General features: G+C 37.3%; 16 protein-coding genes. 8 read left to right on the top strand and 8 right to left on the bottom strand.

Annotated elements, in window-relative coordinates; genetic code table 11:
- Positions 1–401: 401 nt before the first annotated feature.
- The gene (gene pckA / locus GSQ74_RS22205; protein WP_158996380.1) at positions 402–1940 is read right to left on the bottom strand and encodes a phosphoenolpyruvate carboxykinase (ATP); all 1539 of its coding nucleotides are present in this window, start codon (positions 1938–1940) and stop codon (positions 402–404) included.
- Between the two features lie 391 nt (positions 1941–2331).
- Between pckA and fbp the strand changes: the two genes are divergently transcribed.
- Both fbp and GSQ74_RS22195 read left to right on the top strand, forming a co-directional pair.
- The gene (gene fbp, locus GSQ74_RS22200; protein WP_158996379.1) at positions 2332–3372 is read left to right on the top strand and encodes a class 1 fructose-bisphosphatase; all 1041 of its coding nucleotides are present in this window, start codon (positions 2332–2334) and stop codon (positions 3370–3372) included.
- An 8-nt stretch (positions 3373–3380) separates the two neighbouring features.
- Positions 3381–3854, top strand: a complete 474-nt coding sequence (locus GSQ74_RS22195; protein WP_158996378.1) for an Lrp/AsnC family transcriptional regulator — start codon at positions 3381–3383, stop codon at positions 3852–3854.
- An 18-nt stretch (positions 3855–3872) separates the two neighbouring features.
- On the opposite strand, the gene GSQ74_RS22190 is transcribed toward GSQ74_RS22195, so the two are convergent.
- On the bottom strand, positions 3873–5714 hold the full coding sequence (locus GSQ74_RS22190) for an AAA domain-containing protein (RefSeq protein WP_158996377.1): 1842 nt from the start codon (positions 5712–5714) through the stop codon (positions 3873–3875).
- A 148-nt stretch (positions 5715–5862) separates the two neighbouring features.
- Between GSQ74_RS22190 and GSQ74_RS22185 the strand changes: the two genes are divergently transcribed.
- The 4 genes from GSQ74_RS22185 (at position 5863) to GSQ74_RS22170 (ending at position 9194) form a co-directional block, all read left to right on the top strand.
- Positions 5863–6927, top strand: coding sequence for a hypothetical protein (locus GSQ74_RS22185; protein ID WP_158996376.1), 1065 nt, complete (start codon positions 5863–5865; stop codon positions 6925–6927).
- Positions 6928–6975: 48 nt separating this feature from the next.
- On the top strand, positions 6976–7548 hold the full coding sequence (locus GSQ74_RS22180; RefSeq protein ID WP_158996375.1) for a porin family protein: 573 nt from the start codon (positions 6976–6978) through the stop codon (positions 7546–7548).
- Positions 7549–7635: 87 nt separating this feature from the next.
- The gene (locus GSQ74_RS22175) at positions 7636–8211 is read left to right on the top strand and encodes an RNA polymerase sigma-70 factor (protein WP_158996374.1); all 576 of its coding nucleotides are present in this window, start codon (positions 7636–7638) and stop codon (positions 8209–8211) included.
- Positions 8208–9194, top strand: coding sequence for a FecR family protein (locus GSQ74_RS22170; protein ID WP_158996373.1), 987 nt, complete (start codon positions 8208–8210; stop codon positions 9192–9194). Before GSQ74_RS22175 ends, GSQ74_RS22170 begins: the two co-directional genes overlap by 4 nt.
- Before the next feature lie 20 nt (positions 9195–9214).
- Here GSQ74_RS22170 and GSQ74_RS22165 read toward each other — a convergent pair whose 3' ends face one another.
- From GSQ74_RS22165 to GSQ74_RS22145, 6 genes are all read right to left on the bottom strand, one after another.
- The gene (locus GSQ74_RS22165) at positions 9215–10990 is read right to left on the bottom strand and encodes a hypothetical protein (protein ID WP_158996372.1); all 1776 of its coding nucleotides are present in this window, start codon (positions 10988–10990) and stop codon (positions 9215–9217) included.
- A gap of 343 nt (positions 10991–11333) precedes the next feature.
- Positions 11334–12122, bottom strand: coding sequence for a DUF4249 domain-containing protein (locus GSQ74_RS22160; RefSeq protein WP_158996371.1), 789 nt, complete (start codon positions 12120–12122; stop codon positions 11334–11336).
- Between the two features lie 4 nt (positions 12123–12126).
- Positions 12127–14463 (bottom strand): carboxypeptidase-like regulatory domain-containing protein, encoded by a 2337-nt coding sequence (locus tag GSQ74_RS22155; protein WP_158996370.1) that lies wholly within the window; start codon positions 14461–14463, stop codon positions 12127–12129.
- A gap of 288 nt (positions 14464–14751) precedes the next feature.
- On the bottom strand, positions 14752–16005 hold the full coding sequence (locus GSQ74_RS22150) for an MFS transporter (protein WP_158996369.1): 1254 nt from the start codon (positions 16003–16005) through the stop codon (positions 14752–14754).
- A gap of 56 nt (positions 16006–16061) precedes the next feature.
- A complete protein-coding gene (locus GSQ74_RS22830) occupies positions 16062–16280 on the bottom strand; it encodes a hypothetical protein (RefSeq protein ID WP_254060951.1) in 219 nt (72 codons plus the stop codon).
- Positions 16277–17329: an Hsp70 family protein gene (locus GSQ74_RS22145; RefSeq protein WP_254060950.1), complete on the bottom strand. Its 1053-nt coding sequence runs from the start codon at positions 17327–17329 to the stop codon at positions 16277–16279. Before GSQ74_RS22145 ends, GSQ74_RS22830 begins: the two co-directional genes overlap by 4 nt.
- A gap of 333 nt (positions 17330–17662) precedes the next feature.
- Here GSQ74_RS22145 and GSQ74_RS22140 point away from each other — a divergent pair, with 333 nt between their 5' ends.
- Both GSQ74_RS22140 and GSQ74_RS22135 read left to right on the top strand, forming a co-directional pair.
- On the top strand, positions 17663–20203 hold the full coding sequence (locus GSQ74_RS22140) for a kelch repeat-containing protein (RefSeq protein ID WP_158996368.1): 2541 nt from the start codon (positions 17663–17665) through the stop codon (positions 20201–20203).
- Positions 20204–20529: 326 nt separating this feature from the next.
- The gene (locus GSQ74_RS22135) at positions 20530–23754 is read left to right on the top strand and encodes a TonB-dependent receptor (protein ID WP_158996367.1); all 3225 of its coding nucleotides are present in this window, start codon (positions 20530–20532) and stop codon (positions 23752–23754) included.
- The last annotated feature ends 11 nt before the right edge of the window (positions 23755–23765 follow it).

Below are 23765 nucleotides of genomic sequence, written 5' to 3'. Positions count from 1 at the left end.
TTTTCTTTTGGTATAAGGATGGCTATCTTTATATCAACAAAGAGGAAATTGATTGAATTTTATAAGTGAGTATCAATATAGGTTGCACTTTTCTGATCTCACTATACCCGATATATTTAAACAAGAACTTAAACCTTATCACAATTATATCTAATATTTCTATTCAGAAATAAATACTTCCAACACAATTTCAATTATTCTGCTTCAATATTTTAAATATTTTGAAAAGATTATTTAATACCCTTAAAGAGCTGCTATATACAACATTTATTATATAGACATACGATTATGATGCTATTGTTGTAGCATGATTGTATTTAGATATTGCAGCTGGTATAGCTATTAAGTTGATACTTTATCCGAAGGTAGTAATCACTGAAGAAAAATAATAAAAGTTTATCCTAGCTTAATTGAGGATGATTATATAGCTGATGATTTTTATCAAATAATTCAACTAATTTTCTCGCAGTCTCATCATATGCGTTTTTATCAGACCACATATCGCACGGATTCAATAATGCTTGTGATGATAAACCTGGGCAACTTTGAGGTACTGATAAATGAAAGATAGAATGCTCCTGGTAATGTGCCGTATCCAGCTTGCCACTTAATGCAGCATTAACCATAGCCCTGGTATTATTGATGCTAATACGATAACCCTGTCCGTAAGGGCCGGCTGTCCATCCGGTATTCACTAACCACACTTTCACCTTATGCTCTTTTAATTTTTTGCCAAGTAGAGTAGCATAAAACTCCGGGTGTAATGGTAAAAAAGGTGCCCCAAAGCATGCACTGAAAGTTACTTTTGGTTCAGTAATACCAACTTCGGTACCTGCAATTTTTGCCGTGTAACCGTTTATAAAATAAAACATAGCCTGTTCTTCGGTTAAAAGGCTTATTGGAGGCAATACCCCATATGCGTCACAGGCCAGAAAAAATATATTTTGAGGATGGCCGCCTAATGCCGGTGCTTTGGCATTAGGAATATATTCAAGCGGGTAGCTGGTTCGAGTGTTTTCTGTAATGCTTTTATCCGAAAAATCAATATGGTTTGAATTCTCAAATTGTATTGCATTTTCTACCAATGCACCCGGTTTTATTGCATTGAATATTTCCGGTTCGCATTCTGCAGATAGATTAATTATTTTTGCATAGCAACCACCTTCAAAATTAAAAACACCCTGGTTGCTCCAGCCGTGTTCATCATCACCTATCAATTTACGCTGGCTATCAGCGCTTAATGTTGTTTTGCCCGTGCCGCTTAAGCCGAAAAACAAAGCTGTATCTCCGTTTGCTCCTTCATTGGCGCTACAATGCATACTTAATACATTATGTTCATAAGGAAGAAGAAAATTTAGCGCCGTAAACACTGCTTTTTTAATTTCCCCTGTATAACCACTGCCGCCAATTAATATAGTTTTATGCTTGAAAGAAAGAATAGTGAAATTTTTTTGCCGGGTGCCATCAATAATTGGATTTGCTTCAAAATTAGGGGCCTGTATAATCAACCATTCGGCGTTGAAACTCTTTAGCTCGTCTGCATCTGGCTCAATTAACATATTGCTTGCAAAGTGATTTGACCAAGGGTTTTCGTTAATCACACGTACTGATAATTGGTAACGATTATCGGCACAAGCAAAAAGATTGCGGGCCCATATTTCCGGTTTGTTATTAAGATACGCGATAAGTTTATCTTTTAATTGCAGGAAACTGTTTTCGTCAATTGGATTATTAAACTTGTTCCAGTCAACGCTTTTTATATTGATGTTGTCCTCTACTAAAAATTTATCTTCAGGGCTTCGTCCTGTAAAATTTCCTGTTTTTATCAATAGTGCACCGGTATCAGTCAAGGTACCTTCTTGTCGTGCAATAGTTTGGCCAGCCAATTTTTCAATAGGCAATTGCTCGTGTACAAGCGTTGTGAACATTGGGTTATTCATACAGTTATTTTAATCGTTAATAGCTCCGGATTTATAGTTGTTGCTATTGTGGTTTATAATTTGTTTAAAGTGCCAATAATCACAGCCTTTATACACTACAAAGGTGGGTTGTTTGGCAGGTGAAAACCATATGATTGGGTTAATTTGGTGAAAATAACTTTAAAAGCCATTTTTTTTAGTTTTAAAGCGAATTATTGCATGATGATTTGAGCTTGTTTTAGTTTTTTGAACTTTATTTCACTTAATAATCTAATCTCAATACACTATCAATATTTATTTTTGAATGATAAATATTGCTATTTTGTGCTAATAAATTGTTTTATAGATGTTTTTGTGCTTTATTTGCTTATCTGTATTAGATGGTTTATGTTGTACATTTTACACTAAGTATATGTTTGGATTAAAAACTTTAGGACAATTTATTATTGAGAAGCAATCGGATTTTCCTTATGCCAAAGGCGAGCTGTCTCGCTTATTACGTGACATAGGCATAGCCGCAAAAATTGTTAACCGGGAGGTAAACAAGGCGGGACTTATGGATATTTTGGGTAAGGCTGGTAGTACAAATATTCAAGGCGAGCAGCAACAAAAGTTGGATGTGTACGCTAATGATCAATTTATAAGTGCGCTTAGCAGTGGAGGAGAGTGTTGTATTGTTGCTTCTGAAGAGAATGATGAAATAATTCGTATTGATTCAGCAGTTTCTAAAGGTGCAAAGTATATTGTAGCTATTGATCCGCTTGATGGTTCGTCAAACATTGATGTTAATGTACCGATTGGGACAATTTTTTCTATTTACCGACGTAAAAATCTTGAAGTACCAGCTTCATTGGCTGATGTATTGCAAAACGGCACGGAACAAGTAGCGGCAGGTTATATTATCTATGGTTCATCAACCATGTTGGTTTATACAACCGGAAAGGGGGTTAATGGCTTTACACTTGATCCTTCAATTGGTGAATTTTGTTTATCGCATCCAGATATGAAAACCCCGGAAACAGGAACAATTTATTCAATTAACGAAGGTAATTATGTTCATTTTCCTCAGGGAGTTAAAAAGTATATTAAGTATTGCCAGGTAGAGGATAAGCAAACACAAAGACCTTACACGTCGCGTTATATTGGTTCTATGGTGGCGGATTTACATCGTAACTTATTAAAAGGCGGCATTTTTATATATCCTGCCACTGCATCAGCACCTAATGGTAAATTACGATTGGTTTATGAATGTAACCCGATGGCTTTTATTATTGAACAAGCCGGAGGTAAAGCTACAAATGGAGAAAGCCGGATACTCGAGTTGCAAGTAACGGAGTTACACCAACGTTCGCAGATATTCATAGGATCGCGTTGTATGGTGGAAACAGCTGAACGATTCATGCTAGAAGCCGGTAAGTTATCATTTGCTGATATACCTGCTTTAACTATTTAACTTCGATTATGATTAATAAAGAACTTGATAAAATTGATATTGGTATCCTGAATCTGCTTCAAAAAGATGCTACGATTACCCATAAGGCTATAGCGCATATATTAAATATTTCACCCACTCCGGTACATGTTAGGGTAAAACGTTTAGAAGATGAGGGTTATATAAAACGTTATGTGGCCATTATCGACCATAAAAAAGTTAACCGGGGTTTAATTGCCTACACACAAGTGCAGGTTAAGCCACATGCGGAAGAGAACTTGATAGCATTTTTAGATGAAGTAATTAAGCTGGATGAGGTGCTCGAATGCAGTCATTTAACAGGTAAATTTGATTTTTTACTGAAAATTGCTGTAAAGGATATGGATGAATACAATCGTCTGCTCAGAAATAAGCTGGCCAGACTTCCCAAGGTTGATAATATGGAAAGCTTATTTGTAATGTCACAAGCGAAACAGGAAACAGGAATAAATCTTGGTAAATAATTATCAAGATTTATTTACTTAAACAGTTAAATAGTCCCAGGCACTTTGATAACCTCCAATTGATTCTGAATAACTGATTAAATCTGTATAAAATGGCAAACGCGCCAATGTTGAGCTGTCGCCAACTATAACTAGTTTTTTCTTTGCCCTGGTCATGGCCACATTCATCCTGCGGATATCAGCAAGAAAGCCAATCTCCCCATCAGGATTGCTGCGAGTCATGCTAATAATAACCATATCACGTTCCTGTCCTTGAAAGCTGTCGATGGTATTTACAGATATATTAGCCGCCATTTCTGAAAACAGCTCTTTTAACAATCTGATCTGTTCGCGGTACGGTGAGATTACCGCAACAGAGAATGGCTCAATCCCTGGTAGAAAGTTTGTTATATAATTAAATACAAATGCTGCCTCTTCCGGATTAGCCATACTGGTTCCTTCGCTCTTTTCACTAAAACCACAACCGGCCGTATCAATAAAAAGAAAAGGAATGTCATCATTAAAAAGCAAGCCTGAAGCTACGCTACTATGCGCCAGTAATTTACCTCCGTAAAACTCTTGTGACGAAAACTGCATAATGTTCTGGTGCATTCTATATTGCTCATCCAATAATATCACCGCGTTTGGGTGTAGCGCAACGCATTTTTCTAAAAGAGTAACATTCAAACCACCGCGTGCTGCATTATCAGATTTTATGGTAGGGGGGAGTTGATGATGATCACCGGCCAATATTACTCTTTGCGATTTTAATATAGGTATCCAGCAAGCAGGTTCCAGTGCCTGCCCGGCCTCATCAATAAATACTGTTTTAAACTTTTGTTTTCTAATCGTCCAATGATTTGATCCGGCCAGCGTAGCGGTAATAATCTGGGCTTTGCTTACCAGATCATCAATTATAAATTCTTCTGTTTTTGCAACTTCCCGCATAATTTTGTGCGCTTCATCAAACAAAGCTTTACGTTGTTCACGTTCCGCTTTGCCAAAATTGCGCTTATACTTATGCCCCATGTTTTTATATTCGGATGCTTGTTTTTTTAGTTTTTTGCTTTCCTTCATATAAGGATGATTAGCCATCTGACTATCCAAAGTCAATGACATTAGCTTATCAGAAACTCTGGTTGGATTGCCAATTCGTAAAACATTCAATCCTTCTAGCGCAAGTTTTTCGCTTAGCAAATCTACTGCCGTATTGCTTGGTGCTACTACCAAAACCTGTTCAGTTTTTGCCGTTAATTTAATTGCTTGTACAAGTGTTGTAGTTTTTCCAGTTCCCGGGGGACCGTGAACGATAGCCATGTCGTTAGCGGTAAGTATTTTATTAACAGCTAGGTTCTGGCTTTGATTTAAATTAGGGAGTGTTACATCAGAAATGGCAAAGATGGGTTCCCTTATGCCAATTAATGTGTCAACTAACCGATTATCTTTTAATGCTGAGGCTTGTTTAAGGGCCGCCTGCATATCGTCATAACTATTATCGTCAAATAGCAATTCTACACCAAGTTTTCCCTCTCTGCTCCAATCAGGCAACTCCTCAGTGAACAGATTGATTTTTAGTCGATTTCCATTTAGATAAGAAATAATACCTTCTACACGGTACGACGGATCATGATTTGAGAATAATACTGCGGGGCTACCAAAGCGTATTTGGGATATAATATCCAGGTGCGTTTTTCGCTCAATTTCTACATTTAAATAATCACCACGTGTTGGCTCAGTGCCTGTAATCGAAATGGGGTACCAGCAAAGTCCTGCCGACCTGCGATCAGTAACCGAAGTGGATGAAGTAAGTTTCAAATAAGCGTCGCGATCTTCATTGCGTTCAATTTTTAATAATTCCTGTAGCTTTTTGAAATAATCCATAAGGAGCACAACTTAATAAAATTTTATATAAGCTAACGTCTTTTCTTGATTTTACTTGACGTTAGGAGCTACTATAAATTATTTTTCAAAAGCGAGTCAGGGTAAGATATCTATTGTGTGTCATTGCTGTAAATAAACAGAATTACACATGAAAATTGAATTGTACAACCACAAAATTACAGCAGCGCTTACAAAAGCTGCAGTGCTGTTACTAGTGTTATTTACAAATAATAGCATTTATGCGCAAAATAATGAGCGTGCCCGGACTAATATAGGATTAGTCTATCCATTAAGCAGTAACTACACCAACGCGCCCAGAGATACCAATAGCTTTTCATTGAACCTGATAGGAGGGGTGTCTGCCGGGGAACATGGTTTTTCGCTAGCTGGTTTAACAAATGTTGTTCGCGGAGATGCAACGGGATTACAATTGGCCGGTTTTTCAAACCACATTGGTGGCAATGCAAATGACCTTATGATTGCAGGCTTTATAAATACCTATACAACGGGAAAAGGAATAGCTGTAGCCGGTTTTGCCAATATCGACCATGATGACAGCGGGATACAAGTAGCCGGTTTTACCAACATTGCCCATAATAACAGCGGTATACAGGTAGCCGGGTTTCTGAATACGGGTGGCGATGAGGCTGTGTTGCAGGTAGCAGGCTTTATGAATGTGGCCAAAAAGCTTAAAGGTACGCAGGTGGGTTTCATAAACATTGCCGATAGTGCAGGTACACAGGTCGGTATCATCAATATTGCAAAAAATAACGAAAAAAGTATAGGTGTATCTATTGATGAAAATGAAACTACTATGTTAAGTTTCCGCTCAGGTGGCAATCGCTTTTATGGCATTATAGGCATTGGCGGCAATCTCAAAAATAAAAAAGAAAAATATGCCTATGAGGCGGGACTTGGTATTAATATAATAAGGGAAAAAGCATTCAGCCTAAAAACAGAGCTTATTACCAGCGGGCTGGAAAGTTTTAAAGGCGATGAATACTTCAAGTCGTCGTCCTACCTGATGCCTGCTTTCAAAATTACCCCTTCAATTGAAATATTTGCCGGACCATCTTTCAATTATGTAGATACGGATAACGCGGAAGGGAGAGAAATAGTTAAGAAATATATAACCAGCTGGACCAGAAATAACGGCAACGATTTGTACGGATTATATTTTGGTTATACGGCAGGAGTTCAGTTCCACTTTTAAATAAACATCATCTAATTATTAAATACAATTTAAAACAACATCAAAAAAATGAAATCATTTAAATTAATCACTACGGCTATCTTAATTGTACTGGGTATCAGTTCAGTAAAAGCGCAATCTACTACACAGATTGATTTCGGAATAAAAGCGGGTGCTAGCTTTTCAACCTTAAAAACCGGCTTAGATGCCGTTACCGATAAATCGGGTAAAGTTGGCTTTAATGCAGGGGTATTTGCCAGGATAGGTAAGGACTTTTACTTTCAGCCAGAAATTAACTATGTTACTTTTAGTGATAAATACAGCTTTAACGCTAATTCATATGATGCTAAATTTAAACTGATTAATGTGCCCTTAATGGGTGGTTATAAAATAGTTAACACCGAAGCCCTGATTTTTAGAGTATCGGCGGGCCCTGATCTTTATTACAATTTAAAAGATCCGATTGCCCCGGAGGGTTCTAAATATAAAGACCTTACTGCCGGAGCGGTTGTAAATGCAGGTGTTGATATCGGGAGCTTGACACTGGATGCTCGTTACAGTCTGGGGTTAAGTAAATTTAACGAGGGGCTTGGTCAAAAATCAAATATTTTTAGCCTGGGCATTGGGTTTAAATTTCAATAAATAATAAGCAAATAAACCGGATGGCTGTATTATTTATCTGTCCGGTTTATTTAAATAAGGTTAATTTGCCGAACGTAACAGTTAGTAATGGATAGTACGGAAATAAAGATCGGTTTGATAGATAAAACCGAGGCCGCTTTTGAGCTTCTGTTTAAAAAACACTTCAGGGAATTACATGCGTATGGTTTCTCTTTATTGAAGGACTGGGATGCTGCTGAAGAAATTGTACAAGCCTTATTTCTTAAGCTTTGGGAAAAGAATGAATGGGAGCATATACAAACCTCTGTAAAATCATATTTATACAAATCGGTTTATCATGATTGCCTTAATTACATCAGGCGGCAAAAAAGCCATCTAAAATACCAAACACAAACTGTACATACAATGGACAACTATGTAGATAATACTGACGGGAAGATAAAATTGAGTGAGTTGGAACAGCACCTGCAAACGGCGCTGAATAAACTTCCTGAAAAGTGCAGGGCCATATTCCATTTAAGTCGTTTTGAGCATCTTAAATACCAGGAAATAGCTAACCAATTTGAAATTTCCATTAAAACAGTAGAAACACATATGGGCAAAGCATTGCGAATATTGAGAAAAGAAATGAAAGAGTTTCTACCCCTAATTGCAGTAATTATATTTAATATGTTCAGATCATGAAACAGGATATGAGTGAAGATATATTGATCAAATTTATACTTGGGGAAGCCACAGCAGCCGAGGCCAGGGAAGTTAAAGACTGGATAGCCATCAGCAGCGCAAATGCCAAAAAGCTAGAAGATATAAAGGATATCCTTGAAACCAGCGAAAGGTTAGCGCAGATTAGCCCATTAGGAGAAACGGAAGCCTGGGAAAATTTCAAACGCAACAGGGCATCGGCAAACGAGCAACCGGCTAAGGTAATACCCATAAGAACCAATACCAATTGGTTGCGCATTGCTGCGGCGGTTCTGCTTTTGATTGGCAGTGGGTGGGGAGCTCTTTATTTATACAACGGGCAAAAAGGTATAACATCGGAAGAAGTAAACCTAAAGACGACAAACAAAGTGTTAATAGATACCCTGCCTGATGGATCAATAATCCATGTGAATAAAAACTCAAGCATCGCTTATAACAGTGACTTTAAATCACAAAGAGTGGTGAATTTGACAGGAGAAGCATTCTTTAACGTTAAGCATAATGCAGCTGTACCATTTACCGTGCATGTAAATGGCATTAATATAGTTGATGTAGGTACGGCTTTTAACGTAAAAAGTAAACAGAATAATACCGAAATTATAGTTGAAAGCGGCATAGTACGTGTAAGTAAGAATAATAACGCGGTACAATTGCATGCCCGGCAGATGATCAGCATAAAACCAGACGACGAGGCATTTAAAATAGAAAGAAGTGATGATATGCTATACAACTATTACGTAAGCAATACTTTTATAGCCAATAAAACCCCGCTTTGGCACCTGATTGATGTATTGAACGAAGCTTACAACGCTGATATTAAAATTGAAAATAATGCCTTGCACAACGTGCCAATAACAGTTACTATCAGGCTGCAGGATTCATTAACAGATATACTAAACTTAATAAAGGAAACAACACCTGAAATGCAGGTTGATAAGACCGGCAATACAATTGTAATCAGATAAGAAAATAAAGCGGGATGGCCTTACCACATCCACTGTAACCCGCAGGTTATTCCAACGGATACAGTGTTTTTGTGATTATTACTAGTGGAGTTATTGATAATCCATCCATGAACTTTAATCGCATCATCTGCCTCCGAAGAAGCCAAATCTATGGATGGACCTGCAAACAATCCAAGATGTTTGCTTAGTTTATATCCCGTTAAAACTTTCAATGAATTTGTGTAATACACATCATTTTTAAGAGCTGTATTTAACGAGGATGTATTAACATATTCTCCGTTTAAAAAGAACCTGTTATGATTGATGATATGTGCCCCTAATCCAATATCAAATAAATATTTAACTTTATTTGAACCTGATTTATAACCTATTCCCAATACGCTATATAATACATTGCCACCAGAACGAAAATCGACATGTGCATATAGGTTTTCATCAGTACTTACTGCAACACTTTTGCCGCCATTTTTAATAATATTGATGATACCGATCGGGTAATTGCTGCTATCTGCAATATTTAAGAAACTCACCTGAGGGCCTTTAACCTTTTTAGCAACATTCATAAAACCGGACAATTGCATTCCTGCCACATCTCCGCCTATGTTCAAAAATCCGGCTAGCTGTGTACCGCTGCTATCACGGGCGATGTTGGTTAGCCCAGCAACAGTAGCTCCTTTATCGGTATTGTATTTATTTATGATACCAGCCACCTGCAGTCCTTTAGCGGTTTTATCAAAGTTTGCTAAGCCAGCCATTTGTATCCCATTGCTAAATGTATGAGTTTGATTTACCAGGCCCCCAATTTGTATTCCCCTGGCGTTGTTTAACACATTGTTATAAGCGCCGGCCATTTGTATACCTTTGGTACTATCGCCAACAAAATTAAATATACCGGCCACTTGCAAAAAGCGCATACTTTTGCGGTTAATATTAAATACCCCGGCAAGTTCAACTCCATTTATCCCCGCGGTGTATCCGCCTAACAGATTCAGAGAAAAATGATCAATAACTTGGCTGCTATACATACCATGTGTACTTAAGCCGGGTATAAGTGAGGCCTGATATGGGCTTGTTGCAAAAAAATTACCGAGATTTAAATCCTGTACCAATTGCTTCGAACTGATAAAAAACCTGGCAAAACGGTTATGCTCAATTCCTTTGTTCGATCCATTATCCGGATAATAATTGTAATTTTTATTGATCTGCTTATCACTCACAATAACATCAGCCAGCATATACAGGGAAGTATCGCGATAGTTTTCTTTACTTGCCGTAAGCTTTATTGATCCGTTATAGTTCCTTAATTTAAGCTCGAAGTATCCTCTATCGTTAGTGATCGTTGATATCAGTAAGTTTTTTTCATAAACACTGGCTCTTATTATTCCCTTGTTATCATACACATCGCGTACATATCCTTTTATTACAATTTGCGTTCCCTGATCTTTAATTATATCAGCGGTAATGTTCAATTTGTCGGGTGCAAATGTTAATACGATATATCCGGGTACTTCCTTAAACTCGTAGTTTCCCCCCAACAACTGTTCTAAAAAAGTGAAGATTGTTCCATGGAAGCCTGAAACAGACACTAAACTGTCGGCTGGGATAATTCTGTTATTATAGGCAAAGTAAAAATCCTGCTTGCTGGAGATTTTATTTAATATGCTTGCTATGGGTTGTTGTTTTATTTCCTTGATGGAGACTTCTTTCATCAGATAACTTTGGGCCGATAGCCTGATGTTAGAAGTTAGTAAAAGCAATAAAATGATTTGAGATATTCGTTTTAGATTTAAAGTCATTAAGCTTGTGTATTTATAATTTAACCCGCAAAATTGGTTAATGTAACTGGGAGCGTATAAAGACACCTATCTTTTGCTTTACCCTGACTCTGTTTTAAAAATTAATTTTAATTAACATAAACATGCTTATTTAATATTGGAATAAGGCTATTTATATTTCGGCTAATCTACGGAATAGTTGAATTACAAGTCTGGCATCCTAGTCCTTAAGCGAACATGATCCAATAAATCTTTATATGCCGATAGGCCAATAGAAGTTCTTCATAACGAACCGCTATTGACCTATTGGTTACTGAAAAAAATGACCTTTATTATTTTCTTTAAACAGGTCTCATGTCAATCATTATTTTACTACAGCTGACTTACTACTTACTGTTTGTGCACTGAAATAGCCCAGACAGCCGCCAGATATATTTGAAGTGGGAGTGGCAGGTGTTGCCAGCTGGTCATTATAAAACGCAATATTTTCTGCTTCTTGTAAAAAATTATATGCGCCCTTGTCTATGCCGTCAAGATTCACCAATACCAAATTATTCTTCTTAATAGCTCCTGTATCGGTTACCAGGTCCTCATTTATATATTTGCCGTTCATTAGCCGGTCTTCATCCGTTTGAAACCGGTTAAGTTTTACGCCATTTACCGTAATATTGTATTTATAATAATTGACAAACGCAGCCGGATCCTGGTAGTGAACAACGGGTTGAATCATGTTTTTTACAGAGGTATAATCAAAAGTGATGGAATCAAGCGCTACCGGAAGAGGCATTGTAGAAACAGCGGTATAGTTTTTCCCGTTAAGTACAACTTGAAGTTGGTAGGTATGCCCGGGGGTACCGACGATGCTATGCGTAGTGTAAACCCCTGTTGAAGTTTCAGTTAACAGGTCATTTACACCTACTGTTTGATCAGTGATCGTTACCGACGCACCAGATACATTAGGATAGGTATTGTCTGCGTAAAAGCTGACAGTTTTCGAAATGTTAATATGATAAGGTCCGGTAGTATCACTTACCGCGCCTTCAATAACCAGTTGAGGGGCACCGTTGGATAATTGTGGCGTTATTACTTTTTGGCAGGATGAAGAGAACAAGATAAGCAGAACTAGAATTATGATGGGTGTTTGAATTCTCATGATTTTAAAATTTAAAGTTGTAAGTAACTGATGGAACCATTTTAAACAGGGTTGTCTGCTGCACCTGGGTTTTGTTGGCATTATTTGGATCGGCCTGAAAAATTATATCATAAGGGTTTGACTGGCCGTAAAGATTGTAGATGGAAAAGGTCCAGCTGCTTTCATATTTGGTAGTTTTTTTAGCCAAAAGCGTTGCTCCGATGTCGAGCCTGTTATAAGCCGGAAGGCGGTTACTGTTCCTTGCGCCATAATAATATACAGGAGCGCCATCAACAGAAAACTTTCCTGACGGCCAGGTGACAGCATCACCCGTATTGTAAACAAAATCAGCTGAAAATGTCCACTTCTTAGTAGCTTGATACATACCTACCAATGAGATGTGATTCGTTTGATCTTGTGTTGCAGGATAATAATCTCCATTATTTATCCCCGGGATTTTAAGTTCCGTTTTTGATAGCGTATAACTGATCCAGCCGGTAAATTTTCCACTTTTCTTTTTGATATATGTTTCCCATCCGTAGGCTCTTCCCGAACCATAAAGCAGGTCAGCTTCAATATTCGGATTGCCCACCAGGTCAGCGCCATTTTTATAATCAATCTGGTTCTGCAGGTTTTTGTAATAAATTTCGCTTGAAAACTCAAAGCCGTTGTTATGAAAAGTATGGTAATAACCTAAAGCAACCTGATCGGCTATTTCCGGCTTGATATTATTACTACTAGGCAAATAAACATTTGTTGTAGATAAATAAGCTGAGTTATTTAGGAGGTGTATGTTCTGAACATTTCGATCATAAGATAATTTAACAGAGCTGGTCGGATTAAGCTGATAGCTGGCGGCAAACCTTGGTTCCGGCGTAATATAACTTTTAACAATTTTGCCGCTTTTATAATAAGTGCTGTCTGTTTTATTGCCGTCTTTATCATAAGTATAAAAGTTACCGGGTCCCAGTACACTTAAATCACTTAATCTTACGCCATAAGTTATCTTTAGCTTGTCAGATGCATTCCATTCATCGGATAGATATAGTGCGCTTTCCAAAGCATACTTCTTCTCTAAAAAAACATCATTATAACTGGAAGATGCGGTTGCTACTGCTGTGCCGGGTTGTGTGATGTGATAGGTTGATTCTAAGCCAAATCCTAGCTTATTGCTTGCGTTCAGGTAATACGTGAAATCTTGTTTAAAATGATAGTCAGTTATTGCTGAAGATACTTTTATGTTATCTGTATTGTCATCAATATTAACATCGTAAGTATAATTGCTGTAAATTAACGAGGTGTTTGAAAATAGCTTGCTACTGAAAATATGGTTCCATCTTAACGTTCCGGTTGAGTTGCCATAGTCAAGCCCATAACTGTTTCTGAAACTCATAACATCTTTTCCAAAATATCCTGATAAAAAGATGCGGTTAATAGAGTCTAGCTGATAATTTCCTTTTAGATTGACATCGTAAAAATATATTTTACTGTGTTTGGTAGTGGTGTCAGATGCAAAACCGGTAAACAGATCGACATAACTTCGCCTCGCACTGATAATGAAAGAGCCTTTGTTATTAAACAGTGGCCCGTCAACCGTAAGCCTGGATGCGATTAGTCCGATTCCTCCGCTGGCGCCAAATTTCTGATTGTTACCATCGTTCATCTGAATATCCTCTACCGAGGATAACCGACCGCCATAGTTAGCTGGCATCCCGCCCTTGTAAATTGAAATGTCTTTGATCGCATCCGAATTAAATACGGAGAAGAAGCCTAAAAAATGTGAAGGATTATATACGGTGGCTTCATCTAACAAAATCAGGTTTTGATCTGCCGCTCCGCCGCGTACAAAGAATCCGGCATTACCATCTCCTGCCGACACAATACCAGGAAGCAGCTGGATGGTTTTTAACACATCTTTTTCTCCTAATAACACCGGCACATTATTAATATCTTTAATGTTAAGCCGCTGAACACCGGCGGGTGTTGTCAGGATATTATTGCTTCGTGCCGTGCTGCTTTTGATTTTAACCTCCTGTAGCTGACCGGAAGCAGATGCTAAGCTTTTATTAATCAGCATATTTTTAGTTAATAGAATTTTTAGCGTATCTGTAGTATACCCGGTATAGGTGGTTAACATGGTATAAGAACCTTCCGGAATGGAAATAGCATAAAATCCATAAGAATTGCTGGTTACGCCTTTACCCGGCAATTCCACAAAGCTAACTGTAGCTGCCGGTAGGGTTTCGCCGGATGCTTTATCTTTAATGGTGCCTGAAATTGTGAAAGTTTTTTTTGATTGTGCCAGTACCAAACCCGGCGATAGTAACAGTAAGATGATAACAAGGTGTTTTAGCGGTAGCATGTTTAATTATTTCTAGTTAAAAGGGATGATTGAGATAGAAGAAGAGTCATTTGCTTATTTTTTCCCATATGACACGCTTTAGAAGCTTTACCCTGATTACTAAAAGTGAATACTTAGTATTTCTTTAAAATCGTCGCTAACCTGGATTTTGGGAACCACTTGGGACAGCAGGAGCGGAGTTGCTCTTGAAGGTATTTGTACGAAAGAAATAGTGAACAGATTAAACAGGCTATAGTATAGAACGTTAGCAACGTTTAATCTTAAGTATTCTTTATTCAATTAAACGCATTAAACAATTGTTTCCTCAACAACAGGGGACTGCTGTTTCCTTTTTTTAGTCAGGAAGCTCGCGAATCCCAATGCTACAACAATCGATATAATGCCTTGTGCTAATACGGTTGTTGGTGCGCCAATGTGTTCTGATACAGCGCCGATCACCACACTGCCAAGCGGCATCATCCCGAAGATAGCCATTAGTAAAATACTGATAACCCTCCCGCGCATTTGTGGTGCCGATTCAGACTGAACAATAATATTGGATACAGTAAACTGCGCAATTGCACCAAACCCGGTTAAAATAGCGAAGAACATGGCTATGGGGAATTTGGTTATTTGCGAAAAACCGATCAATCCAATTCCCATCATGATGGTACTCACAAATAATATCCTTTTTAAATGTGTGCCGGGTTTACGCGAAGCAAGGAAAATGGTACCCGATACCGCACCTACGCCAATAAAGCTGGTGATGTACCCAAAGGTGGATGCATTGCCTTTAAATATTACTTTAGCGAATATGGGTATAACCGTATTGTAGGGCAGCACAAATAAACTGATGATTGCGAGCATTAATATAACCATGCCGATATCAGGTGTTTTTTTAAGATAGCTAAAACCTTCAGCAAATTCTGTTAGGATCTTTTTCTCTGATTTTTTTGGTTGATGAACAGGTAACTTCATCAACAGCAATGAAATAATAACAGCGCCAAAGCTTGCAGCGTTGAGCAGAAAACAAACGCCAGCACCAAAGGCACTTAAAACAATACCGGCCAAAGCAGGGCCTAATAATTGTGCCAGGCTTGCAGTAGCTGTAGTAAGCGATAAAGCATTTGGAAGGTCGGCCTGATCCGCGACAACATCATGTACTAATGCCTGCCTTGCAGGTACGTCAAAAGCATTAATTATGCCTAATATCACACTTAAAACAAGTATCGCCCACACAATAGTATGGCCTGTAATTACCAATGCGGCCAATAATATCGCCTGTATCATTGATGTGATTTGGGTGAGCTTTATAACCTTGTACCTGTCATAACGGTCGGCTGCAACACCGCCGAAGATTGAGAACAGGAACGAAGGGAATTGCTCTGCAAATATGGTCACCCCTAACAGAAAGGCCGAGTGCGTAATAGAATACACCACCCATATAACCGCAGTGCGTTGCATCCACGTACCAAATTGTGAAACAGCCCTGCCAGTAAAATAAAGCGTGTAATTAACGCTGCGGAATGCCCTGAGTACTGTAAAATCACTGATTTTTTTCATTGCAGATATTAAGGGACAAAAAAAGCGAAAATATCCTGTAAAACAGGTGGGAAATTTTAATTTTCAAATAAGTAACCACTATAAGCTAAACCTTTGGCTACGCTTTTAAAGTTATCTCCCGAGTTTAGGTTAACATGTGGAAATTTGTTTTTAAAGAGTTTTTGAATGCTACCCACCATAGAAGTGCCGCCTGTTAAAAACAAACTATTAATATTTTGAGGATCGATGTTGTTTTGCAGCATAAACTCATCCAGATAGTTTGCAATCCGATTCACGTCTTTTGCGATAATCTGCTCATAATCCGGTAGTGGTATTCCTCGTCAATATTGATATCCATATTGTTGTAGCTAAACACAGCACTATCCGCATTGGTAAGCGTGATTTTTGTTTTTTCGATGGATTGAAATACCGAATAGCCCAAATTATTTTCAATAAGCGTGATTAGGTTTTTAAACTGAGGATCTTCACCTGAAAAGTAATAGTAATCTTCTATGTCTTTTCTAATACGCAAACCATTAAAGAAATTCATTTGTTCCCAAGAACAAATATTTGCGAAAAGTGATTTTGGAACCGTTAATACCTTACCCGGAGTAGCTTCATATTGGGTGTTTTTGCCGAAGTATGGGGTGCCCTTCTCCCACATAAAAGAAGAATCAAAGCTATCTCCCCCTATGTAAATACCACCATTAGCCATCATGTCGTTCTTCCTGTCTTTACTCCCTACTTTTTCAGGATCAAGCACTAAATAAGTAAAATCTGTGGTACCACCACCCAGATCGGCCACCAGTACATTTTCCTTTTTTACGAGGCTTTTTTCATAGGCGAAGGCCGCTCCAATAGGCTCGAATTGAAAACGTATGTCCACAAAGCCAGCGATTTCTGCTGCTTTATATAACCTGGTTTGTGCTAACGTATCTTTTTGCACGTTGTCGTCGTCAAAAAAAACAGGCCTGCCTATTATTGCTTTTCTGCAATCTTGCCCGATCAATTTATCTGCCCGATCCTTCAACTCCTTTAAAATGATAGCCACAAGATCCGAAGCATTATACTTCTTATTATGAATACGGGTTTCTGAGAAACTGCTCCTTGATAATATTTGTTTAACAGACTTGATAAATCGCCCTTTCATATCATCTTTGAGGTAGGCTGTGATCGCCTCTTCGCCTACAACATAATTTGAGGAACTTGCTGCATTGAACTGATGATAGAAATAAATGAGTGAAGGAATAATGATGGTACTATGTATTTCTTTTGACTCTTCATCGTAAATAGCCAAAGCAGAGTTAGTTGTTCCAAAATCAATTCCGTATAAAAACCTTTTCATAGCAGCGGGGTTAAGACAATAAAATTTTAGGGGCGGCGAAGGTATTAAAAAATAGATTAGAAAGGAAATTGATGTTAGGTAAATTGTTTTATCTGAGTGTTCACTAAATCATGGAAATAAGGGAATTAACTTCTACATCCTATGTGTTCTATCAGAATATATAGGTTCAATGTAATTTAACACCTCTTTAATATTTACGCGATATCTACATTGTTTTTTACAAGAAAAAGTACAAAAGAAAGTTATTAATTATTTTTTCGCCCTTTAAAATTCTACTTTAGCAGTATAAATTTAATATTAAAAAAAAATACATTCTATTGAAGAAAACCTTTAATGCGAGAATTATTTAATTGTTTACGTGGCCGTTTTATAGCTTTTAAAATTGGCTTATTCTTTTTATTCTTTCATATAATAGGAGCGCAAGCCCAGGGTTTGATGTTTAATTCAAATGACAGCCTGCTAAACAAGCGCACATCTTATGATGTTTTCAGTACGCACCCCCAATTATTTCAGGATCGTTTATCAATTAGCTTTGATCTTTCGTTATGGGATACTAAAAACCTTGGCTACATATTTAACCTGGCCGGCAAAAATAACTCGTACAGCTTAAGTTATTTATATTTTAACGGGGCAGCCTATTTAAATTTCAATATCGATAGAAAAAGTAATAAACTAAAAATACCTATACAAACATCACAACTGCATCAGCGTAAATGGATAAAAGTTAAGGTGGATTTTAACTTAAAAGAAGATAATGTAAAAATTTATATAGATAACCAGTTATATCATGCTAATGGTTTAGGTTTAGAAGATACGATTACGGCAAAATTAATATTTGGTAAAAACCAATATTATATGGAAGTGCCGGATATGGCAATCAAAAATTTGGTGGTTGAGGATAATCAGAAAAGCTATTCGTTCCCGTTAGATGAATCTGGTGGAAATATTGTTCATAGCGATAATGGCGAAGAAATTGGCTTGGTCGAAAATCCGGTATGGCTAATTAATGATTCATACTACTGGAAACTTAGCTATGAGCATGCTTTTAAGCAAGTAGCCGGATTGAATTTTACACCGGTTGATCAAAACTTGTTTATATATACAAGAGACTCGTTAATGGTTTATGATAGTGAAAAGGGGAGTGCAGTTTCTACGGCTTTTAAAAAGCCAGCGCCGGTAGCAATGTTACTGGGTAAAAGCATATTTAATGCTAAAGAGGATAAATGCTATATCTACGAAGCCTTTAATGTGCCGCCTGGTACACCCAGTATAGCCGCCCTTGATATGAAATCAATGGTATGGGAAACAATAGGCAAGGCACAGTTTATTGGGCAAAGGCATCATCATAATATCTTTTACAATAAAACTCAGGATAGTATTTACCTTTTTGGTGGCTATGGGCTTTATACTTATTATAATAACTTTTTTAATTACAGCCGGAAGGATGATAAGTGGCAGAAAGTTGTTTTTAAAGGAGATACTATCACCCCTCGTTTTTTCTCGGCAGTAAGTAACGTTAATGAGAATAACGAAGTTTATTTATTTGGCGGGTACGGTAACGAATCCGGCAGCCAGATTGTAGGAGGCAGGCAATATTATGATTTGTATTGTATCAATCTTCAAACCCACACTATAAAAAAGATATGGAATATTCATCCTAATGAGGTTTTTGTGCCTGCAAATAACTTGGTATTATCAAGTGATGGTAAATACTTTTACGCTTTATGCTATCCTCACGAAATATTTAAAACAAGTATAAAACTATATAAATTCTCGATTAAAGATGGTTCATATCAAATTGTAAGTGCATCAATACCGGTTGTATCAGAGAGGATAGAAAGTGATATTAATTTGTTTCTCAATAACAAAACCAATCAATTGCTTTGTACTATTCAGGAGTTTACCGATCCTAATAATTCTACTATAAAAATATATTCACTTTCGTATCCGCCGGTAAGCGCCGCCAGCTATTCACAATTCCATAAATGGCAAATTAAACATTGGTTTAAGTTAATATACATTGCGCCATTATTAGTTATTGTATTATTAATACTTGTGCTAATATGGTTGTATAAAAAGAAAACGCCAAGGAACATTATCCCGGTTATTGATGAGTTTGAAGATGAATTACTGGATAGGCAAAAAACAGATGAGCGCAAAATAAATGCAGTTTATTTGTTGGGCGAGTTTATGGTATTTGATAAAAAAGGCAGGGATATTACCTATCTGTTTAGCCCCAAAATTAAACAGTTATTTATATTGATATTATTATACAGCAAAGACAATAACGGTATCCCATCAAAAAAAATATCACACTTACTTTGGCCTGATAAGGATGTTGCTAAAACTAAAAATATTAAAGGTGTTACACTTAATCACTTAAGAAGTGCCATAGGCGATATTGATGGTATTGAGCTTACCTTTTTTAATGATATTTACTTTTTTAATACTGATGAAGTTTTTTACTGCGATTACTATATAGTTTGGGACATACTCAAAAAAGGCGGTAATGGAAAGCAGGAATCAATTATTAATTATTTTGAATTGATTAACCGCGGCTCTTTTTTAAGCAATATGACCGATTTATGGCTCGACGGTTTTAAATCAGATTTTGAAGAACAGCTATTGAACCAGTTGTTACCTCAACTTGATAAATTATACGCTGAAGAGAACTACAAACTATTATTAGAAATAAGCAGGCTTATATTAAACGTTGATGTTTTTAATGATACTGCATTAAAATATCAGTTAAAAAGCTATCGAAGAGTAAAAGGTATTGATTATACCAAAAAAATATATGACCAGTTTGTAACCGAATACAAAAAATCCCTAGGCGTTGATTATGCAATTAGCTTAGATAAAATCTTACACTAAGTACTTTATAGCGGTCTGTATTACTCCATTATTATTAAAATTCCAATTATACATGCATAATATGTACAAAGGGATTGAAAATATCAATATCTTATTTATTGCCTTTTATATATCTATTCATGTTATACGGGCACTTAAATTACTCATTGTGTAAATAATTTAAGGGGATTAATAATATTATTTTGCCTATTAACCCATTTTTTAACCCTTATTTTAATACCACTCAACCTATCATTGTGTAAGTAACCAAGTGGTCAACCCCGAAAAAAAGCCGTCCTGGCTCTCGGTAGGTAATCACAATTATTAACCAATTAACCAAACTTATTATGAAGAAAACTTTTACTAGTTATGGTCGGCTCGTTACACTATGGTCGGCAAAACTAAAAATTATCAGGTCGCCGCAACTGGCTTTGCTGGCGTGTCTTTTAATGTTCTCCGCATCAGTTTTTGCCCAGGGATCAAAAATTCAGGGCAGAGTTGTAGATGAAAAGGGCGATTCAATGCCCGGCGTAAGTGTTCTTGTTAAAGGAACTAACTACGGAACTGTTACTGATATTGCCGGCAATTTTTCTATCAATGCCGATAAAGGCGCTACACTGATTTTTAGCTTTGTTAGTTACAACAAGAAGGAAATTATTGTAGGCGAGCAAAAAACTTTAACAGTTAAGCTAATCCCCTCAACGTCGAATTTAGATGAGGTTGTAGTAGTTGGTTACGGTACACAAAAAAAGGTGTCTCTTACCAATGCGGTATCATCAATCAGCGGACAAGATATCGTTACCACCAAAAATGAGAATGTTGAAAATATGCTAACAGGTAAAGTTGCCGGTTTGCAGGTAGTTCAAAACACAGCTGAACCGGGAGATTTTGCAAATAATATTTCGATACGAGGAATGGGCAACCCATTAATTGTAGTTGATGGTGTAGAGATGCCCGATTTTTCTGTTACAGGTGGTAATGGCGATAATAATGTTGGCACAAGCAATATATTATCAAGGCTAGACCCGAATGATATTGAAAGCATTTCGGTTTTGAAAGATGCCGGCGCTTCCATTTATGGTGTTAAAGCTGCAAATGGCGTAATTTTGGTTACTACCAAAAAAGGAAAAGCTGGTTCGCTTCAACTTACTTATTCAGGTACGTTTGGTGCGCAGGTGCCTTCCGGTTTACCTAAACCGGTGGATGCTACCCAGTATATGACACTTGTTAACCAACAAGACCTGCATAATTCTAATGGTGGAATTATAGCCTATACTCCGGCAGATTTTGCAGCTTATGCAGATGGTAGCAAACAAAGTACAGATTGGTACGATGCTGTTTTCAAAAAATCGGCAATGCAGGAACAGCATAACCTAACAGCAACCGGTGGAAATGAGAATACAACTTATTTATTAAGTGGAGGTTTTCTTGATCAGGATGGTATTTTAACCAGTAATGATCTTAATTACAAACGTTATAATATACGTTCAAATGTTACCAGTAAAATAGGCAAAAACATTACGGTTAACTTAAATATGAGTGCCATAATGGATCAGAAAAATTCTCCGGCACAATCTTTTTGGTACACAACCCGGGAAACCTGGAGGGAATTACCCACCCAAACAATTTATGCCAATAATAATCCTTCGTATTTAAGTGATGGTATAGTTGATGGTGGAAACCCGGTAGCTTACGAAAATTCGAATATTAATGGTTACTCTACACAAAATAATAAATTTTACAACGGTTCGCTTAGTATTGATTATAAGCTGCCTTTTGTTGATGGATTAACTTTAAAGGGCCTTTACAGCTATGACGATCAGATACAGGACAATAAGCTATACCAGATAGCTTATAATCTTTATATTTATGATGGTGCCACACAGGCTTATAACCCGACGCTAAATAATTCGCCAGGCTTTGTACAAAGGCAGTATTACGATTATACACAAAATACGGATCAGTTATCACTTAACTATGCCCACTCTTTTGGAGGCATCCACAATGTAAGTGCCTTATTACTTTATGAAGGTAACGGACAAAGCGGTGATAACTTTGCCGCATACAGGCAGCTTGCAATACCTGTTGATCAACTGATTGCAGGTAATAGCGCATTACAAGCTGCTACAGAAACTACAAACGGATTGTATCAATATGCAACTAACTCAATTGTAGGACGGGCTACTTATGATTTTAAAGGTAGATATTTAGCTGAATTTAGTTTCAGGGATGATCAATCATCTAAGTTCGCACCTAAACAGGGATGGGGATTTTTTCCGTCTGCTTCATTAGGATGGCGTGTATCTGACGAGGATTTCTGGAAAAACTCTTCTGCATTATCGTTTATTGATAATTTAAAGTTTCGTGCTTCGTATGGTGTGCTAGGGGATGACGGACCGCTATATTATCAGTTCCTGAGTGGTTATAATTACCCTGCAAATGGTTCAAACAACCAAGTACCTACCGGTTCAGTATTCAATAACACGTTTATAAATGCTGTACAAAGTACCGGGTTGCCAAACCCAAACATTACCTGGGCAACCTCACATACTTTTGATGTAGGTGTGGATTTTGATGTCTGGAAAGGATTATTCGGTTTTACTATTGATTATTTTATTCGTAACAGAACCGGGTTATTGACTGCTCCTGTATTACAAGTGCCTGATGTTTTGGGTACTCCGCTGCCAGAGGCCAATATTAATGGCGATAGAACCCAGGGCTTTGATTTTGAAGTAACGCACAGAAATCATATCGGCAAATTCACTTATAATATAAAAGGTACTTTTTCTTACACCAATACTATGAATACCACATATGCTGAGTCAAAACAGGGTAATTCATATCTTGATTGGTTAAATAACCTGGCAAACAGGAATCAAGGTATCCAATGGGGAACCAGTGGAGCAGGACAATACCAAAATTATGGTCAGATTGTTAACAGCCCTACTTTTGTTAGCCGCAACACAGTTGTTGGCGATTACATTTACCAGGATTGGAATGGCGATGGCCAGATAGATGGTAATGATAATCATCCAATTGCTTATGGCGGTAACCCTAATGGCACACCATTAATACCTAAAGTAACTTATGGCCTTACTATTGGCGGTGCATATAAAGGCTTTGATATTAATTTGTTGTTCCAGGGGACTGCAATGTACAGCGTTTCCTACATCGAGCAATTAAATATACCGCTATGGGGTGGTGGTAGCGCGTTAACACAATTTTTAAACGATTATCATCCTGCTAATCCTAATGCCGATCCTTATAATCCAAATACTGTTTGGGTGCCGGGCCATTTTGCTTACACAGGCACTACTGCTAATACCAATTCAACATTTAATTTTCAGAACGCGGCTTATATGAGGCTTAAAAGTGCTGAACTAGGCTACACATTACCCGGAAATTTTTTATCACAGATAGGGGTTAAAGGGGTGCGGATATTTACAAATGGTTATAACTTGTTTACCATAACCAATGTTAAATACGTCGATCCGGAGCATCCATCCGGCACGTATGGGTATCTATATCCGCTTGATAAAATATATAACGTTGGTGTAAATGTTAAATTCTAATTGAAAAAATC

The sequence above is a fragment of the Mucilaginibacter sp. L196 genome (assembly GCF_009765905.1).
Lineage (GTDB): Bacteria > Bacteroidota > Bacteroidia > Sphingobacteriales > Sphingobacteriaceae > Mucilaginibacter.
Note: the sequence above shows the minus strand (reverse complement) of the source record. Positions and strands in the feature narration are given on the sequence as shown.

Coding starts and splice junctions, on each gene's coding strand:
- pckA (WP_158996380.1), bottom strand. CDS start 1,940: ATGAATAACCCAATGTTCACAACGCTTGTACACGAGCAATTGCCTATT.
- fbp (WP_158996379.1), top strand. CDS start 2,332: ATGTTTGGATTAAAAACTTTAGGACAATTTATTATTGAGAAGCAATCG.
- GSQ74_RS22195 (WP_158996378.1), top strand. CDS start 3,381: ATGATTAATAAAGAACTTGATAAAATTGATATTGGTATCCTGAATCTG.
- GSQ74_RS22190 (WP_158996377.1), bottom strand. CDS start 5,714: ATGGATTATTTCAAAAAGCTACAGGAATTATTAAAAATTGAACGCAAT.
- GSQ74_RS22185 (WP_158996376.1), top strand. CDS start 5,863: ATGAAAATTGAATTGTACAACCACAAAATTACAGCAGCGCTTACAAAA.
- GSQ74_RS22180 (WP_158996375.1), top strand. CDS start 6,976: ATGAAATCATTTAAATTAATCACTACGGCTATCTTAATTGTACTGGGT.
- GSQ74_RS22175 (WP_158996374.1), top strand. CDS start 7,636: ATGGATAGTACGGAAATAAAGATCGGTTTGATAGATAAAACCGAGGCC.
- GSQ74_RS22170 (WP_158996373.1), top strand. CDS start 8,208: ATGAAACAGGATATGAGTGAAGATATATTGATCAAATTTATACTTGGG.
- GSQ74_RS22165 (WP_158996372.1), bottom strand. CDS start 10,990: ATGACTTTAAATCTAAAACGAATATCTCAAATCATTTTATTGCTTTTA.
- GSQ74_RS22160 (WP_158996371.1), bottom strand. CDS start 12,122: ATGAGAATTCAAACACCCATCATAATTCTAGTTCTGCTTATCTTGTTC.
- GSQ74_RS22155 (WP_158996370.1), bottom strand. CDS start 14,463: ATGCTACCGCTAAAACACCTTGTTATCATCTTACTGTTACTATCGCCG.
- GSQ74_RS22150 (WP_158996369.1), bottom strand. CDS start 16,005: ATGAAAAAAATCAGTGATTTTACAGTACTCAGGGCATTCCGCAGCGTT.
- GSQ74_RS22145 (WP_254060950.1), bottom strand. CDS start 17,329: ATGAAAAGGTTTTTATACGGAATTGATTTTGGAACAACTAACTCTGCT.
- GSQ74_RS22140 (WP_158996368.1), top strand. CDS start 17,663: ATGCGAGAATTATTTAATTGTTTACGTGGCCGTTTTATAGCTTTTAAA.
- GSQ74_RS22135 (WP_158996367.1), top strand. CDS start 20,530: ATGAAGAAAACTTTTACTAGTTATGGTCGGCTCGTTACACTATGGTCG.